13 protein-coding genes and 1 pseudogene are annotated in these 14,667 nt (G+C 69.0%); 6 read left to right on the top strand and 8 right to left on the bottom strand.

The features are described 5' to 3' along the window. Positions 1-3 precede the first annotated feature (3 nt). The gene (locus KRR38_RS16305) at positions 4-1,392 is read right to left on the bottom strand and encodes a M20/M25/M40 family metallo-hydrolase (RefSeq protein ID WP_217403535.1); all 1,389 of its coding nucleotides are present in this window, start codon (positions 1,390-1,392) and stop codon (positions 4-6) included. Between the two features lie 67 nt (positions 1,393-1,459). Further along, complete coding sequence (locus tag KRR38_RS16300) at positions 1,460-2,146, bottom strand: DNA alkylation repair protein (protein WP_217403533.1); 687 nt, start codon at positions 2,144-2,146, stop codon at positions 1,460-1,462. A gap of 45 nt (positions 2,147-2,191) precedes the next feature. Here KRR38_RS16300 and ubiA point away from each other — a divergent pair, with 45 nt between their 5' ends. Next, a complete protein-coding gene (gene ubiA, locus KRR38_RS16295; RefSeq protein ID WP_217403531.1) occupies positions 2,192-3,094 on the top strand; it encodes a 4-hydroxybenzoate octaprenyltransferase in 903 nt (300 codons plus the stop codon). Here the strand turns inward: ubiA and KRR38_RS16290 are convergent, their stop codons facing one another. Beyond that, the gene (locus KRR38_RS16290; protein ID WP_217403529.1) at positions 3,095-3,469 is read right to left on the bottom strand and encodes a VOC family protein; all 375 of its coding nucleotides are present in this window, start codon (positions 3,467-3,469) and stop codon (positions 3,095-3,097) included. Positions 3,470-3,576: 107 nt separating this feature from the next. Between KRR38_RS16290 and soxR the strand changes: the two genes are divergently transcribed. Then, a complete protein-coding gene (gene soxR / locus KRR38_RS16285) occupies positions 3,577-4,020 on the top strand; it encodes a redox-sensitive transcriptional activator SoxR (RefSeq protein WP_217403527.1) in 444 nt (147 codons plus the stop codon). A gap of 157 nt (positions 4,021-4,177) precedes the next feature. Here soxR and KRR38_RS16280 read toward each other — a convergent pair. The 4 genes and pseudogenes from KRR38_RS16280 to KRR38_RS16265 form a co-directional block, all read right to left on the bottom strand. Then, a pseudogene (locus KRR38_RS16280) lies at positions 4,178-7,611 on the bottom strand (chromosome segregation SMC family protein). 25 nt (positions 7,612-7,636) lie between these two features. Continuing rightward, on the bottom strand, positions 7,637-8,395 hold the full coding sequence (locus KRR38_RS16275) for a thioredoxin domain-containing protein (RefSeq protein ID WP_254514837.1): 759 nt from the start codon (positions 8,393-8,395) through the stop codon (positions 7,637-7,639). A 99-nt stretch (positions 8,396-8,494) separates the two neighbouring features. After that, positions 8,495-9,196 (bottom strand): thioredoxin domain-containing protein, encoded by a 702-nt coding sequence (locus KRR38_RS16270; RefSeq protein ID WP_217403524.1) that lies wholly within the window; start codon positions 9,194-9,196, stop codon positions 8,495-8,497. A 15-nt stretch (positions 9,197-9,211) separates the two neighbouring features. Beyond that, a complete protein-coding gene (locus KRR38_RS16265; protein WP_217403522.1) occupies positions 9,212-9,769 on the bottom strand; it encodes a DUF721 domain-containing protein in 558 nt (185 codons plus the stop codon). 29 nt (positions 9,770-9,798) lie between these two features. Between KRR38_RS16265 and KRR38_RS16260 the strand changes: the two genes are divergently transcribed. From KRR38_RS16260 to KRR38_RS16245, 4 genes are read left to right on the top strand one after another with little or no spacing between them, the layout of a single operon-like run. Then, on the top strand, positions 9,799-10,854 hold the full coding sequence (locus KRR38_RS16260) for an A/G-specific adenine glycosylase (RefSeq protein WP_217403520.1): 1,056 nt from the start codon (positions 9,799-9,801) through the stop codon (positions 10,852-10,854). Positions 10,855-10,856: 2 nt separating this feature from the next. After that, entirely contained in the window at positions 10,857-12,167 is a 1,311-nt protein-coding gene (locus KRR38_RS16255) for a serine hydrolase (RefSeq protein ID WP_217403518.1), read from the top strand. Then, the gene (gene nudC, locus KRR38_RS16250) at positions 12,164-13,060 is read left to right on the top strand and encodes an NAD(+) diphosphatase (RefSeq protein ID WP_217403516.1); all 897 of its coding nucleotides are present in this window, start codon (positions 12,164-12,166) and stop codon (positions 13,058-13,060) included. The genes KRR38_RS16255 and nudC overlap by 4 nt, the downstream gene beginning before the upstream one ends. After that, complete coding sequence (locus KRR38_RS16245) at positions 13,057-13,722, top strand: DsbA family oxidoreductase (RefSeq protein ID WP_217403514.1); 666 nt, start codon at positions 13,057-13,059, stop codon at positions 13,720-13,722. Before nudC ends, KRR38_RS16245 begins: the two co-directional genes overlap by 4 nt. Here the strand turns inward: KRR38_RS16245 and KRR38_RS16240 are convergent. After that, positions 13,719-14,657: a TauD/TfdA family dioxygenase gene (locus KRR38_RS16240; protein ID WP_217403512.1), complete on the bottom strand. Its 939-nt coding sequence runs from the start codon at positions 14,655-14,657 to the stop codon at positions 13,719-13,721. The genes KRR38_RS16245 and KRR38_RS16240 overlap by 4 nt on opposite strands. Between the last annotated feature and the right edge of the window lie 10 nt (positions 14,658-14,667).

Below are 14,667 nucleotides of genomic sequence, written 5' to 3'. Positions count from 1 at the left end.
CCGTTACTTTGCGATGGTGCGTAGCAGCGTCTCGTACTGCGCCACGCCGGGGTCGATCGTCGCCAGGGGCAGGCGCTCGTTGAGGCCGTGGGCGATGTCGTCCTCGGCTTTGATGAAGGTCGCGGCGATACCGTAGGCGGGAAGGCCGCGCGCGCGAAAATACATCGAATCGGTCGCGCCTGCGCTCATCTGCGGCACTATCGCGAGCCCTGGCGCGCGTGCATGCACCGCCTTCTCCACCGCGGTGAGCACATCGGGCCTGAGCGGCGATCTGGGAGCCTCTACACCGCTGTCGTCGCCGAACGCGATCGTGATGTCGGGATCGGCGATCACGCCGGTGATGACCCCCTTCACCGCTTGCTGCGACGTGCCGGGAAACACGCGGCAGTTGACGTTGGCGCGGACCGACTGCGGCAGCGCGTTGGGCGCGTGCCCGCCCGAAATCAGGGTCGGCACGCAAGTGGTGCGCACCACGCCGACATATTCGGGCCTGCCCGAAAGCAGCGCGGCGGCCGCGGCATCGTTCGGATTGGCGGCAAAGGCGCGCATGGCTGCGGCGACATCGGCCGGCGCGCGCGCCGCGGTGCCCTGCCAATAGGCCCGGGTCAGCGGGCTCACCTGCGGCGCGAAGCGATGCTCCCAGACTTTCACGAGCGCACTGCTCATGGCAGCGATGGCATTTGTCTCGCCCGGTCGGCTCGAATGGCCGCCCGCATCGGCGATCGCCAGTTCGAGGTCGAGATAGGTCTTTTCGCCCGCCTGGATGCCGTAGACGAAAGGCAGGCCGTCTGCCCCGAGCTCGCCCCCGCCCGCATCGACGTTGAGCACCAGTTCGGCGTTCTTCAGCGTCTCGGCCATGGCGCGGGTTGTGACCATGCCTGTCTCCTCGTCGCCGGAGAAGGCGAGGATGAGGTCGCGCGCCGGCACCCAGCCGGTGCGCTTCAGCTTGAGCATGGCGGCCAGCATCATCGCGATGTCGCCCTTGTTGTCGCTTGCGCCGCGTCCGAAGACATAGCCGTTCTCGACGACCGGGGTGAACGGATCGCGCCGCCACTCGGCCGGATTGGCTTCGACCACGTCCATGTGGCCGATGACCAGGATCGGCTTGGCCTTGCGGTCGCGCCCCGGATAGCGCGCGGTGAAATAGCCCGTCTCGCCCATCCGCACGAAGACGATGTCGCTCGGCGAGAAGCCCGCCTCCATCAGCCGCGCGCTGAACTTTACCGCGAGGGCAGGGACCTGGCCGCGGCCGGCGACCGTCGGAACGGCGATCGCTTCCTTGAGGATGTCGAGCGCCTCGCGCCCGCCTGGCGTCGCCGGCATGTCCTGCGCGGCGACCGGCAGGGCTACCAGGGCGAGGGCGGCGGAAGCGAGCAGGGAGGCAAGGCGCATCGGGGGTATCCTCGCGGTATGGGGCGCCGTTCTTGCCCGGCGTGCCCGCCGGCGCAAGCTGCGACGATCATTCGATGTTCTTGAGCGCCTCGCGCCGGCTGAGCCCGTTGAGCCGCGTCGTATTCTCGCGCACGTAGCGCCGCACTTCGGCCGGATCGGTCCGGGCATATTGCCGCAGCGCCCAGCCGATCGCCTTGCGCAGGAAGAACTCCTTCGAATCCAGAGAGGGCTCGATGCAGGCATAGAGCAGATCGAGGTCGGTATCGGCCTTGGCGCGAAGCTGGCAGATGATCGCGCTGCGCCGCTTCCACATGTCGGCGCCTTGGCACCAGGCGAGCATGGCCCGCTTCATCGCCGTGCGGTCGTTCTGCAGCAGTGTCCAGAAGCGCTGACCAGCGATGTTGTCGATGTAGTCCCACCAGGCGCCCGAGACGATCATCTCCTCGTACATCGCCAACGCGTCGATCTGCTGGAACTGGCTGGCGGCGCGCACGCCCGAGAGCTCGATCGCGGCATAGCGCTGCTCGCGATGCTCGGCCTCGCGCCAGATCGCGAGGACGTCGGCCTGCCAGGCGGCGCTGTCCGGCCAGGTCAGATCCGTGAATGCCCCCTTGCAGACCTGCCGCAGCGGCACCGCCGATACGCCGAGATAGGGCATCTCGGACTTCATATAGGCCTGCATCGCAGGCGCGCGTTGTGGATCGGCCACGGCGCGAAGCTGGGCGAGGACGGTTTGGGCGAGCGAATGGGCCATGGCTTGCGATAGCCTTGTCCGCAGGCGCGGGCTATGGCGCTCGGGATGACCGACGCCATCGTTCCCGATACCGAGCACCGCGGCCTAGTCGCCGCCTTGCCGCGGACCTTGCGCAACTATGCGCTGCTCGCGCGGTTCGACCGGCCGATCGGCTGGTGGCTGCTGTTCTGGCCCTGCGCCTGGGGTGTGCTGCTGGCCGGCGGACAGGCGCGGTGGGACCTGATCCTCTGGCTGCTCGCCGGCGCGATCGCGATGCGCGGAGCGGGCTGCGTCTACAATGACATCGTCGATGCCGATCTCGATCGGCAGGTGGCGCGCACGGCCGCGCGGCCCGTCGCGAGTGGCGCGGTCAGCAAGCGCGCGGCCTGGATCTGGCTGCTGGCGCTGTGCGTGGTCGGTCTCGTGGTTTTGCTGCAACTACGCTGGCAGGCGCAGCTGGTCGCGCTCGGCAGCATCGCCCCGGTCGCGGCCTATCCGTTCATGAAGCGGATCACCTGGTGGCCGCAGGCCTGGCTCGGCCTGGTGTTCTCCTGGGGGGCGCTGGTCGGCTGGACCGAGTTGCGCGGTGATGGGCTGGCGGTGCTCGCCGCGCTCTATGTCGGGTCGATCGCCTGGGTGATCGGCTACGACACGATCTACGCGCTCCAGGACCGCGAGGACGATGCGCTGGTCGGCATCGGCTCGAGCGCGCGGGCGATGGGCAAGCACGTCCGCGGCGGCGTCGCGCTGTTCTACGCCGCCGCGGTGGCCTGCTGGGCGCTCGCCTTCTGGCTGCTGCGTCCCGACCTGCTGGTCTTCGCCGCGCTGGCTCCGGCCGCGGCGCATCTCGCCTGGCAGGTGCTCACGCTAGACCCGGACGATGGCGCCAACCCGCTCGCGCGCTTCCGCTCCAACCGCTTCGCCGGCCTGCTCGTGGCGCTGGCCTGCTGGGTGGTCGGGAACGCCTGATCACTGGTAGCTGATCAGCTCGAACTCGATCCCGTCCCAGTCGAAGAAATAGAACCGCCGCCCCGGCTCGTAGTCGTCGAGGCCGAACGGCTCCAGGCCGGCCTCGATCACCACGGATTGCGCCGCGTCGAGATCGTCGACGACGAAGCCGACATGGTTGAGCGGCTGGCCCTTGCGATAACGCCGCTCGCCGGTCTCGCCGTTCGAATGGAGCGCGACATAGGACGTCGCGTTGCCGACGTGGATCGTCCAGCCGCCGAGCAGCGACGGCCCGCGCCAGCGCTCGTGCCAGCCGCACAGTTGCTGCAGCAAAGCCGCGCTCCGCTCGGGATCGGAAACGGTCAGGTTGGCATGTTCGATGTTGCCATTGGGCATGAGCGATAATCCTTAATTGTCTGGTTGAAAGTCATGCGAATCAAATCGCTTGCCCATTGTGCAACCTCAAGCTAACTTCAGGTCAAGCATGAAAGTTGGGAGCGGAAATGGACCGCAACGACCTCATTCCCATCGGCGCGCTGGCCAAGCGCACGGGCCTCGCGGTCTCGGCGATCCGCTTCTACGAGAGCAAGGGTCTGCTGACCTCGCTGCGCACCGCGGGCAACCAGCGGCGCTTCCTGCGCTCGGACATCCGCCGGCTCAGCTTCATCCTGATCGCCCAGCGTCTCGGCCTCGGCCTGACCGAGATCGAGCAGGCGCTGGCGACGCTGCCGCAGGGCCGCACCCCGACACTGACCGACTGGCAGCGCATCAGCCGCTCGCTGCGCGGCGAACTCGACGCCAGGATGAACCTGCTCAGCCGCACGCGCGCCAAGCTCGACGAATGCATCGGCTGCGGCTGCCTCAGCCTCGACCGCTGCCGGCTCTACAACAGGGACGACCGCGCGGGGATGTCCGGCGCGGCGGGGCCGCGGTTCGTGCTGGACTGACGGACACCTCGGACTCGTCGCCCCTGCGCAGGCAGGGGTCCAGCTGACGGAGCGAACATGCAGCTTACGTTTCGGATGAGAGCTTAGTTGGACCCCTGCCTTCGCAGGGGCGACGAGCAGGGAATCAGCGTACACGCTCCAGCCGAGAATGCAGGCCCTATTCTGCCGCGAGCAGTTCCTCGGCCCCGCCGAGGTCGACGCTGACCAGCCGCGAGACGCCTTTCTCCACCATGGTCACGCCGAACAGGCGGTGCATGCGGCTCATCGTCACGGCGTTGTGGGTTACGATCAGGTAGCGCGTGTCGGTCTCCGCCACCATCGCGTCGAGCAGGTCGCAGAAGCGTTCGATATTGGCGTCGTCGAGCGGCGCGTCGACTTCGTCGAGCACGCAGATCGGCGCGGGGTTGGTGAGGAACAGCGCGAAGATCAGCGCCACCGCGGTCAGCGCCTGTTCGCCGCCCGAAAGCAGCGTCAGCGATTGCAGCCGCTTGCCCGGCGGCTGGGCGTAGATCTCGAGCCCGGCTTCGAGCGGGTCGTCCGAATCGACCAGCGCCAGATGGGCCTGGCCGCCTTCGAACAGGCGGGTGAACAGACGGCGGAAATGGGTGTCGACGGCCTCGAAAGCGGCGCGCAGGCGCTCGCGGCCTTCGCGGTTGAGGCTGCCGATCGAGCCGCGCAGGCGGTGGACGGCCTCGGTCAGTTCGGCCTGCTCGGCGAGGCTCGTCGCCTGCTTGCCCTCGGCTTCGGCGAGTTCGTCGGCGGCGACGAGGTTGACCGGGCCGATGCGCTCGCGCTCGGCGGTCAGGCTGTCCATCGTCGCGTTTTCCTCGCCCGCAGCGGCGACGTCGGCGGTGTCGAACTCGAAGCGGCCGGGGAGCAGCGGCGGCGGGCACTGGAAGCGCTCGCCCGAAATGCGCGCCATCTCGCTGCGCCGCTGTTCCTCGTTCTCGGCGCGGGCGACGGCGCCGGCACGGGCTTCGCGCGCGGTGGCGAGCGCCTCGCCGATTGCGCTCAGCGCTTCGTCGGCGGCGCGCGCCGTGGTCGTTGCTTCGGCCACGGCTTCCTCGGCCTTGGCGAGTTCGCTGGCCAGCCGCTCGCGCACAGCGTCGCCGGCCTCGATCTCGCGGATCAGCGCGGCGGGCTTGGCCGCCATGACCGCGCGCTCTTCCTCGATCTCGTCGAGCCGTCGCGCCATTTCGGCGAGGCGGCCAGCGGCATCGCCCGCCCGCGCCTGCCAGTTCTTCATGTCGGTGCGCTGGGCGGTCGCTCGCTCGCGCGCAACGGCGAGTTCCTGGTCATGGCCTGAAAGCCGCGCCATCGCGAGCTGCAGCGCCTGGCGCGAGGCCTGGTGCCGAGCTTGGGCCGCGGTCAGCGCGGTGCGGCCAGCTTCGGGATCGGGCAGGGCATCGCGGCGCTGCTCGGCCTCGGCGCGCTCCTTCTCGGTCTGTCCCTGCTGGTCGGATAGATCTGCCTGCGCCGCGGCAAGCTCGGCGAGCCGGGCGGCGTGGCGGGTGCGGGCGTCCTCGGCTTGGTCGAGCGCACGCAAAGCGCTGCGTTCGGCATCGGCGGCGCCGGCGACGGTCCGTTCGGAGGCAATCACGGCTGTCTGCAAAGTGGCCAGTTCGGCCTGGACTTCACCCTGAATTTTTCCGCTTCCGCGGCCGTCGCGCGCCTCGCCGGCAGCTCGGCCGCCAGTTCGGAGAAACGGTTCTCCGCCTCGAGCCGTGCCGCTTCGGCCGCACCTTCGCCCGAGGCGACGAGGCCATCCCAGCGGCGCAGCAGGCCGGTGCGGGTCACCAGCCATTCGCCGGGAGCGAGCGCGCGGCCGTCGTCGGTATCGGCGACGTGGACCAATGCCAGCCGCGCGACGAGTTCGGCCGGGCAATCGCGGACATGCGCGGCGAGGCTGCCTGCGACGGCCGCCGGAGCTTCGGCACCGGTCCAGTAGCGGCCTTCCTCGCCAGCAGGCGCGGGACCGAGTGCGGTCCTGGCGTCGCGGCCGAGCACGGCGGCGAGCGCGCGTTCATAGCCGGGAGCGACACGGACACGGTCGATCGCCTGGGGCAGCCCGTGCTTGGCCTTGGCCTGTTTCTCGCGCGCTTCGCGGTCGCGCAGCAGCGCATTGTGCTCGCGCTCGATACCGGCGAGTTCGGCGCGGGCCGATGCGAGCGCACTGGCCGCGGCATCGCGCGCACCCTGCAGCTCCGCCTTGCGCGCCTGCTGGGCTTCGAGCGCGGTGCGCGCCTCGGCGAGCGCGGCGGCGGCCTTGTCGCGCCGTACCATTGCTTCCTGCACCGCGGTCTCGGGATCGCCCTGCTGGGCCAGCGCATCGCGCTGCGCCCGCTGGCGTGCGATTTCCTGGTCGAGCCGCGCAAGGCGCGATCCGGCTGCGGCCAGTTCGGCTTCGGCCACGCGCCATTCGGCCTCGACCCCTGCCTGCGCCGCGGTGGCCTGGGCCAGCGCCAGTTCGGCCTGCTGCGCGCCGTGCTCGGCGCTGCTGAGCGCAGCGGCAAGACCGGGGCGCTTGGCTTCGTCCTCGGCCAGCCGCGCCTCGCCTGCGATCAGCTCGCGTTCGAGCGCGGCGAGCGCGTCGGCGGCGTCCTGGGTCAGCCGGCCGGCGTCGCTGCGGTCATCCTCGAGCCGCTTGCGCTGGCGGTCGAGGTCGGCGAGCCGGTCCTCGGCGCTTTCGAGCTGGCTGGTCAAGGTCGCCATGCGGTGGCCGTGGGCGCTGGAATCGTCGCGGCGGTCAGCCAATGTATCGCGGGCTTCGGCGAGGGCATGAGCGCCGAGCGCCTGCGCGTCCTGCGCCGCCTTGACCGCGCCCTGGGCCTCGGCGACGCGTGTTTCGGCGGCCTGCGCCTCGGCCCGCGCGGCATCGGCGGCCTCGGCAGCGTCGCGCCAGCGGGCGAAGACGAGGCGGGCTTCGGCGAGGCGGATCTTTTCCGACACTGCGCGGTAGCGTTCTGCGGCGCGGGCCTGCCGCCGCAAGGTGGCGATCTGTGCGTCGAGGCCCGACATCAGGTCCTCGAGCCGGGCGAGGTTGGCTTCGGTGGCGCGCAGCTTCTGCTCGGCGTCCTTGCGGCGCACGTGCAGGCCCGAGATGCCTGCGGCCTCTTCGAGCATCAGCCGGCGCTCTGCCGGCTTGGCGGCGATCACCGCGGCGATGCGGCCCTGGCTGACCAGCGCGGGCGAATGGGCGCCGGTGGCGGCGTCGGCGAAGATCAGCGAGACGTCCTTGGCGCGCACGTCGCGGCCGTTCAGGCGGTAGGCGCTGCCCGCGCCGCGCTCGATCCGGCGAACGACCTCTATGTCCTGGCCGTCCTGGCCCGAGGCCTGTTCGGCGAACAGCACGACTTCGGCGAAGTCTCGCGGCGGGCGCGTCGCCGTGCCGGCGAAGATCACGTCCTCCATGCCGCCGCCGCGCAGCGACTTGGCCGAGCTTTCGCCCATGACCCAGCGGATCGCTTCGAGGAGGTTGGACTTGCCGCAGCCGTTGGGGCCGACGACGCCGGTCAGGCCGGCTTCGATGCGCAGTTCGGCAGGCTCGACGAAGCTCTTGAATCCGCTGAGCTTGAGTCGCCTGATGCGCATCGAGGGCCCTAGTCCGCCGCGTTCATCAACGCGCGCCCTTGTTTTCGAGCGCGGTCTTGATCTCGGGCCAGGTGTTGCCGGTGATCTTGTCGCCATCGATCATGAAGGTCGGCGTGCCGGTGATCTCGTATTTGGTGCTGGCGGTCTGGGTCTGCTGGGCGAAGTCGGTGGCCTTCTTGCCGTCGGCGAGGCAGGCCGCGGCCTGCGGCGCGGCGATCCCGCGCGAGGTGATGAAATCGGTCATGCCGCCGACCTGGGCGAGGCTGACGAAACTCTGCGGCGGCTTCTGCGCCTGGATCGCCTGCATCTGCGCGTCGCCCGCCTTCTGCAGGCCTTCGAACATGTGCGGCTGCCAGGCCCAGAATTGCTCGGCGAGGCCAGGCACCGTCTCGGGCGCGCCGCAGGTAACCAGCAGCGCGGCCGGCATGTCGAGCGCGTTCAACATGAACAAGCGCAGCTCATAGCTGACCTGGCCGCTGGCGACGAATTTGTCGCGCAATTCGGCCGAGCTCTTTTCGGAGAATTCGGCGCAGTGCGAGCAGCTCAGCGCGCCGAATTCGACGAGCTTGATCGGCGCGTTGGGGTTGCCCATCAGGTAGCCGCCCTCGGCTGTCTTGCTGACGACGTCGGTCCAGGCCTTGCCGGCGGGTGGGGCGGCCTTGGCCACGGCCTCGCTCTTGGTCGCCGTGTCGCCGCCTTCCTTCTTGCCGCAGGCGGCAAGGCCGAGCACCAGCGGAGCCACGGCGAAAGTCACGGCGAGACGGGAGAGAGGCATGCGATTCATGGGAAACCTCGTCGATGAAGGGAAAAAGCTAGCCCAAGGGTCTGGGCGTTAGAAGGGAAGGGGCCGCGAAACCCCCGGACATCTCCACAACAATCCGCGTCAGAACCGCGCCTGGAGCTGGGCGTCGAGGCTCTGCCAGTCATAGGTGCCGGCGAGCAGCAGGCCGTTGAGTAAGAATCCAGGCGTGCCCTGGACGCCCAGCGCTTCCGCGCCGGCTGTCTGCGCGGCGAGTCGCTTGGCCATGGCATCGTCGGCGAGGCAGCGGTCGACCGTTACGCGGTCGTAGCCGCGCTGCTCCATCATCGCGTAGAAGCCGAAGTCCGCGGCGATCGCGCGCATCCGCGCGGCCTTGTCGCCGGTAGTCCAACGCGCGCGCTGCGCCTCGCTGGCCGTGTTCGCTGCGCCGATCCAGCGGTCCTGACCCTGGAGGAACAGGTTGTGGTTGGCGAAGAACCGGCTCGGCGCGCCGCAATTGGTCAGCATCGCCACGGTCATGTCGATCGGATCGCGCACGAGGTGGCGGACCTCGACCTGTACCTTGCCGGGCTGGAGATAGGCGATGCGCAGCGGTGCGTCGGACTGCTGCTGGAAATGGGCGCAGTGCGGGCAGGTATAGCTGACATATTCGACCAGCTTCACCGGCGCGGCGGGGTTGCCCAGCGTGTGGCTGCCGGCGGCGGTGACCGCGATCGTTCCCAGCCAGTTTCCGTGAGGCGTCTGCGCCGCTCGCGGAGCCGGCTTGCCGGCGCCGATCGAAAGCAGTGCAGCGGCGGCTAAGGTAACGAGCTGGATCAGGCGCATCGGTGTTCGGGTTCCCTATTTCTCTTCCGGATCCTGCGTTCCGAGGCTGCGCGCAAGCGATTCGAGCACCGTGCGCAGTTCGGGGTCGCCGATGTCGCGCAGCGAGTCGCCCAGTTCCATCGGAATGGGTTTTAGCGACGGCGGCGCGGTCGGTTTCTCAGCAGAAGGCGGCTTAACCTCGCCTTGCCGGATCTTGACCTTGGCGACGGCCTTGTAGCCGAAGAAGCGGTTCACCCGCTCGATGATCTCGGGGATCACGTGCTGAATAATCGGCGCGTGGGCCGGGACGACGACGAGCTGGAGAATGCCGTCGGCCTTCTCGCCCGGCGGGAAGCGAATCGCCTCGGGCGCGCAGACGCGGGCGTGGCGCGGTCCGACGATCTCAGGCCAGCGGGTGACGACGCTCGACTGGATGAAGCCGAAACGGCGGAAAGCGGTGCGGCCGATCTCGGGCATCAGGTCCGAAATGGCGCGCGCCTGCCCGCCGCGCGGCCGCTCGTACGGGCGCGCCCCGGACTTCGCCGACGCCTTGGCAGGCTTTGCTTCCGGTTTCTCTGGCTTGTCCCGTTCCATTGTGAAGGGGGCAATGCCATAGCGCGGCGATGGACGCCAGATCGCAGGACATCGCAGCGGATTTGCTTGGCTGGTACGACCGGCATGCAAGGGTGCTGCCCTGGCGCGCGCCGCCGGGTGCTCCGGCGCCGGACCCCTACCGCGTCTGGCTGTCCGAAGTGATGCTCCAGCAGACCACCGTGGCGGCGGTGAAAGAGTACTTCGCGAAGTTCACCAAGCGCTGGCCGACGATAGGCGATCTCGCCGCGGCCGAGGACGGCGAGGTCATGGCTGCCTGGGCGGGCCTCGGATACTACGCCCGTGCGCGCAATCTGCTCGCTTGCGCCCGCGCCGTCGCGGCGTCGGGTGGTGTCTTTCCCGACAACCAGGAAGGCCTGCGTCAGCTTCCGGGCCTGGGCGCCTATACCGCTGCGGCGGTAGCGGCGATCGCCTTCGGGCGGCGTGCGGTCGTGGTCGATGCCAATGTCGAGCGCGTGGTCGCGCGGCTCTTCGCGATCGACACGCCGCTGCCCGGTGGCCGCGCGGCGATCCGAGAGGCAGCGGACCAGATCACGCCCGATGCGCGCGCCGGCGATTTCGCCCAGGCGATGATGGACCTCGGCGCAACGATCTGCACGAGCAAGAACCCGCGTTGCATGCTCTGCCCGCTGTCCGCCGATTGCACCGGCTTCCGCACCGGCGAGCCCGATCTCTTCCCAGTCAAGCCGGTGAAGGCGGTCAAGCCGCAGCGGCAGGGGCGGGCGTTCTGGATTGCGCGGAACGGCAAGGTCTGGCTGGTGCGGCGCGAGGGCAAGGGCATGCTCGGCGGCATGCGCGCGCTGCCCGACGATGGCTGGCGCGCTCGCGCCGATGGCACGGGCGAGGGGCCGCTGGCCGGCCCGTGGGAGCCGGGGGGCGCGATTGCCCACGTCTTCACGCATTTTTCGCTGACCTTGAACTTGGCGCTTTATTCGGGAAGCGATTGGGCTAGCTTGCCGCACGGTGCAGGCGAGTGGTGGCCGCTGGACCGGCTCGAAGAGGCCGGCCTGCCCACGCTTTTCGCCAAGGCCGCGCGCCTCGCGTTGGCCGAATCGGGAGAGAGCTGACGATGCGCGCGATGGATTCCCTGAAGGCCGAACTCGGCCGGCGCGAACTTCTGCGGCTCGGCGCCTGGGCCGGCCTCAGCGCCGCGCTGATGCCGCGGCTCGCCTGGGCGGCCGAGCAACCTTCGCTGATGCCGCAGGTGACCGCGCTGATCGAGCGCTGGGTCGGCCCCGGCAAGTTCCCCGGCATGGTCGCCGCGCTCGGCCTGCCGGGCCGGGAGACGCAGTACGTCTCGCGCGGCAGCGACAGCTTCACCGATCTCGATGCCCAGGGTCCAGACAGCCTCTACCGCATCTATTCGATGACCAAGCCGATCACCGGCATGGCGACGATGATGCTGATCGGCGAGGGCAAGCTCCGGCTCGATCAGCCGGTTGCGGACATCCTGCCCAAGTTCGCGCATATGCAGGTGCAGAAGACCTACGACGGCTCGCTCACCGATCTCGAGCCGGCCAAGAGCCAGATCACCATCCGCGAACTGATCACGCACACCTCGGGCATCGGCTATTCGATCATCCAGCGCGGGCCGATCAAGGAGGCTTTCATCAAGGCTGGGCTGGTTGCCGGCCAGATCAGCCACATGTCGATCCCCGGGCTCGACCGCGGCCAGGCCGTACCGAGCCTGACGCAGTTCGCCGATGGCCTGGCCGAGATGCCGCTGGTCTATCAGCCCGCGACGCACTGGAGCTACAGCAATGGGCTTGACCTGATGGGCCGTGTGATCGAGGTCGTCTCGGGCAAGCCGTTCGATGTCTTCCTCAAGGAGCGCATCTTCGATCCGGCGGGCATGACCAGCACCTGGTTCCAAGTTCCTGCCAGCGAGGCCAAGCGGCTAACCACCAATTTCGCAGCCATGGGCGCGAACCTCATTCCGATCGACCCAGGGGCGACCTCGATCTTCCTCGACAAGCCGTCGTTCCCGATGGGCGGGGCTGGGCTGGTCAGCAGCCCGCGCGACTACGACCGCTTCCTGCTGATGCTGGCGAATTACGGACAGATCGGCGGCAAGCGGATCATCGCCGAGGCGGCGGTGCGCCAGGGGACGAGCAACCTGCTGCCGCCCGGCGTTGCGGGACCTGCGCTGATGGCGCCGGCCAGCGACTTCGGCGCCGGCGGCCGCGTCGGTGTGGGCATGGAGGCGGGCATCTACGGCTGGGCGGGCGCGGCCGGCACGGTGGCGAACGTCGACATGAAGCGCGGCATCCGGACGGGCATCTACGTCCAGTTCATGCCGCCCAACGGCAACTCGCTGCTCAAGGAATATTCGGACGCGATCCACGCCGACGTCGCGGCCCTGCTGGAGTTACATGCATGACCGGCAATCCCCTGGGCATTTCCTTCGTCGGCAGCCGGATGGACCGGTCCGACCATATCCGCGGCAATCCCGAACTGCTCGCCGGGATGATGACCCCGGGTGCGCGACTGTTGCGGCTCGAAGGGCTCGATCCGGTGATTTCGGCCGAGAGCCGCCTCGAATGGGGGAGTCTCGCCGAAGCCCGAGACAATGCCGAACTCGTCTTTCTCGGCCGGCAGGACGATCGCGCATGCTTCGCTCAGGTGCCTGCCGCAGGCAGCGTCGCGCCGCCCAATCCCGGGCTCTGGCAGGCGATCGCTACCTTGAGCGGTGAGGAACTGGCGACCTATGGCGGCGCGCGGACGATCGTCGACTGGCACGCTCGCCACCGCTTCTGCGCGCGCTGCGGCCACACGACCGTGCTCGCCAAGGGCGGCTGGCAGCGCAATTGCACCAACGAGGCCTGCCGCGCCGAGCATTTCCCGCGCGTCGATCCGGTGACGATCATGCTGGTCGAGCATGAGGGCAATGTGTTGCTCGGCCGCCAGCCGCGGTTCCCCGCGGGCAACTATTCGGCGCTCGCGGGTTTCGTCGAGCCGGGCGAGGCGATCGAGGAAGCCGTGGCCCGCGAAGTGCAGGAAGAGGCCGGCGTGATCGTGCGCGACGTGACTTACGTGGGCAGCCAGCCCTGGCCGTTCCCGTCTTCGCTGATGATCGGCTGCCACGCCTGGGCCGACGATCCCACCGTGGTCGTCGACAAGACCGAACTCGACGACGCGCGCTGGTTCACCCGCGCCGAGGTCGAGGATGCGATGCAGGCGCTTGAGCGAAACGAAGGCGGCAGTGCCTTCCGGGCGCCACCGCGCACGGCAGTAGCCAATGCGCTGCTGCGCTGGTGGGTCGCACGCGGATGAGCGCGCGCGTCACGATCGACATCTTCTCGGACGTCATGTGCCCGTGGTGCGTGATCGGCTACAAGCAGCTCGAGAAGGCGCTGGCCGGCCTGGCCGGCGAGATCGAGGCCGAGGTCCGTTGGCGACCGTTCGAACTCAATCCCGACATGCCGAGCGAAGGCGAGGACATGGCCGCGCACATGCTGCGCAAGTATGGCCGCGCGCCCGACGCGGCTTCGAGCGCGCAAATGACCGAAATGGCGGCGCGCGCCGGTTACGAGATGCGCTACCTGGGTCCGGAGCCCGAGCCCGAGCGGCGGCTGCGAAACACTTTCCTCGCCCACAAGCTGCTGCGCTGGGCTTTGACCACTGGCGGGCCGGAGGTGCAGACCCGGCTCAAGCTGACGCTGTTCGACGCCTATTTCCAGCAGCGCCGCGATGTCTCGGACCGTGCCGTGCTGCTCGATGTGGCGGCGGGCGTGGGGCTAGACCGTGCCGGCGCCGAAGCGGCGCTCGACGACGAGGCTCTGGGCCATGAGGTCCGCGAGGAGGAACTGGAAGCGCGGGCGGCCGAGATCAACGCGGTGCCGGCGATGATCGTCAACGGCCGCTACCTGATCCCCGGCGCACAGGAGCCGGAGACCTACGCCAACGTGCTGCGCAAGGCGGTCGAGCGGGCCTAGGCGGTCGGCTTCTGCCGCCCGGCGGTCACCCGCACCACCTTACGCTCGTGCGGTGCGAAATCGTCGGGCGCGCGGTGGAGCGCGAATACTTCGTCCCAGACGACGAGATCGCCCTTCTGCCAGTGGTGGCGATAGGTGAAGCTCGTCGACGAGATATGCCGCGCGAGGAAGCGGATCAGCGCGTGGCTTTCCGCGCGTTTCAGGCCGACGATGTGCGCGGTGTAGCCGGGGTTGATCCACAGCGCCTTCCGTCCGGTCTCGGGATGGCGCACGACCAGCGGCCATTCCTTGGGCGGGAAGAAAGCGTCGAAGCGCTCCTCCGCGTCGGCGCCGTAGCTTGCCAGGTTGATCCCGTCCTTGAAGCCCTCGGGAATGATGTGGACCGCGCGCAGGTCTTCCAGCCAGCCTTGCATGATCGGCGAGAGCGCCTCGTAGGCGGCGCAGAGGCTGGCGAAGCCGGTGTCGCCGCCGACCGGCGCGATCACCTCGGCGCGGAGCACGGCGGCCTTGGGCAGGAAATGGCAGAAGCTCGAATCGCTGTGCCAGCCGTCGAATTCGCCGGCGATGCCGAGGCTCTGGAGATCCTGGCGCTTGATCTGCGCCGATTGCTTGGGCGCCGAGGCGGCATCGGAAGCGACGATGCGCGAGCCGGGATCGAAAGTGATCCCCGCCTGCATCCTGCCGAGGAACTGGAAGACCTGGAGCGGTTGCGGCTCGCCGGACAGCGCGGCCAGGCGGTGCTGTTCTTCGGGCGTCGCGTCGCGTCCGGAGCGGAAGACGAGCACCGCATGTTCGGCAAAGGCGCGGCGGATCGCGTCGGCGGTTTCCTGATCGAGGTCGCGGCTGAGATCGACACCTTCGATTCGCGCGCCGATCGAGCCGGTCAGCGGCGTGACCGTCAGTGTAGTCTGCTCGTCCCGTACGACGGTTGCCATTGGCTTGTCT

The sequence above is a fragment of the Novosphingobium sp. G106 genome (genome assembly GCF_019075875.1).
In the GTDB taxonomy this organism is placed as follows: domain Bacteria; phylum Pseudomonadota; class Alphaproteobacteria; order Sphingomonadales; family Sphingomonadaceae; genus Novosphingobium.
This window is presented reverse-complemented; position numbering and strand designations above follow the sequence as displayed.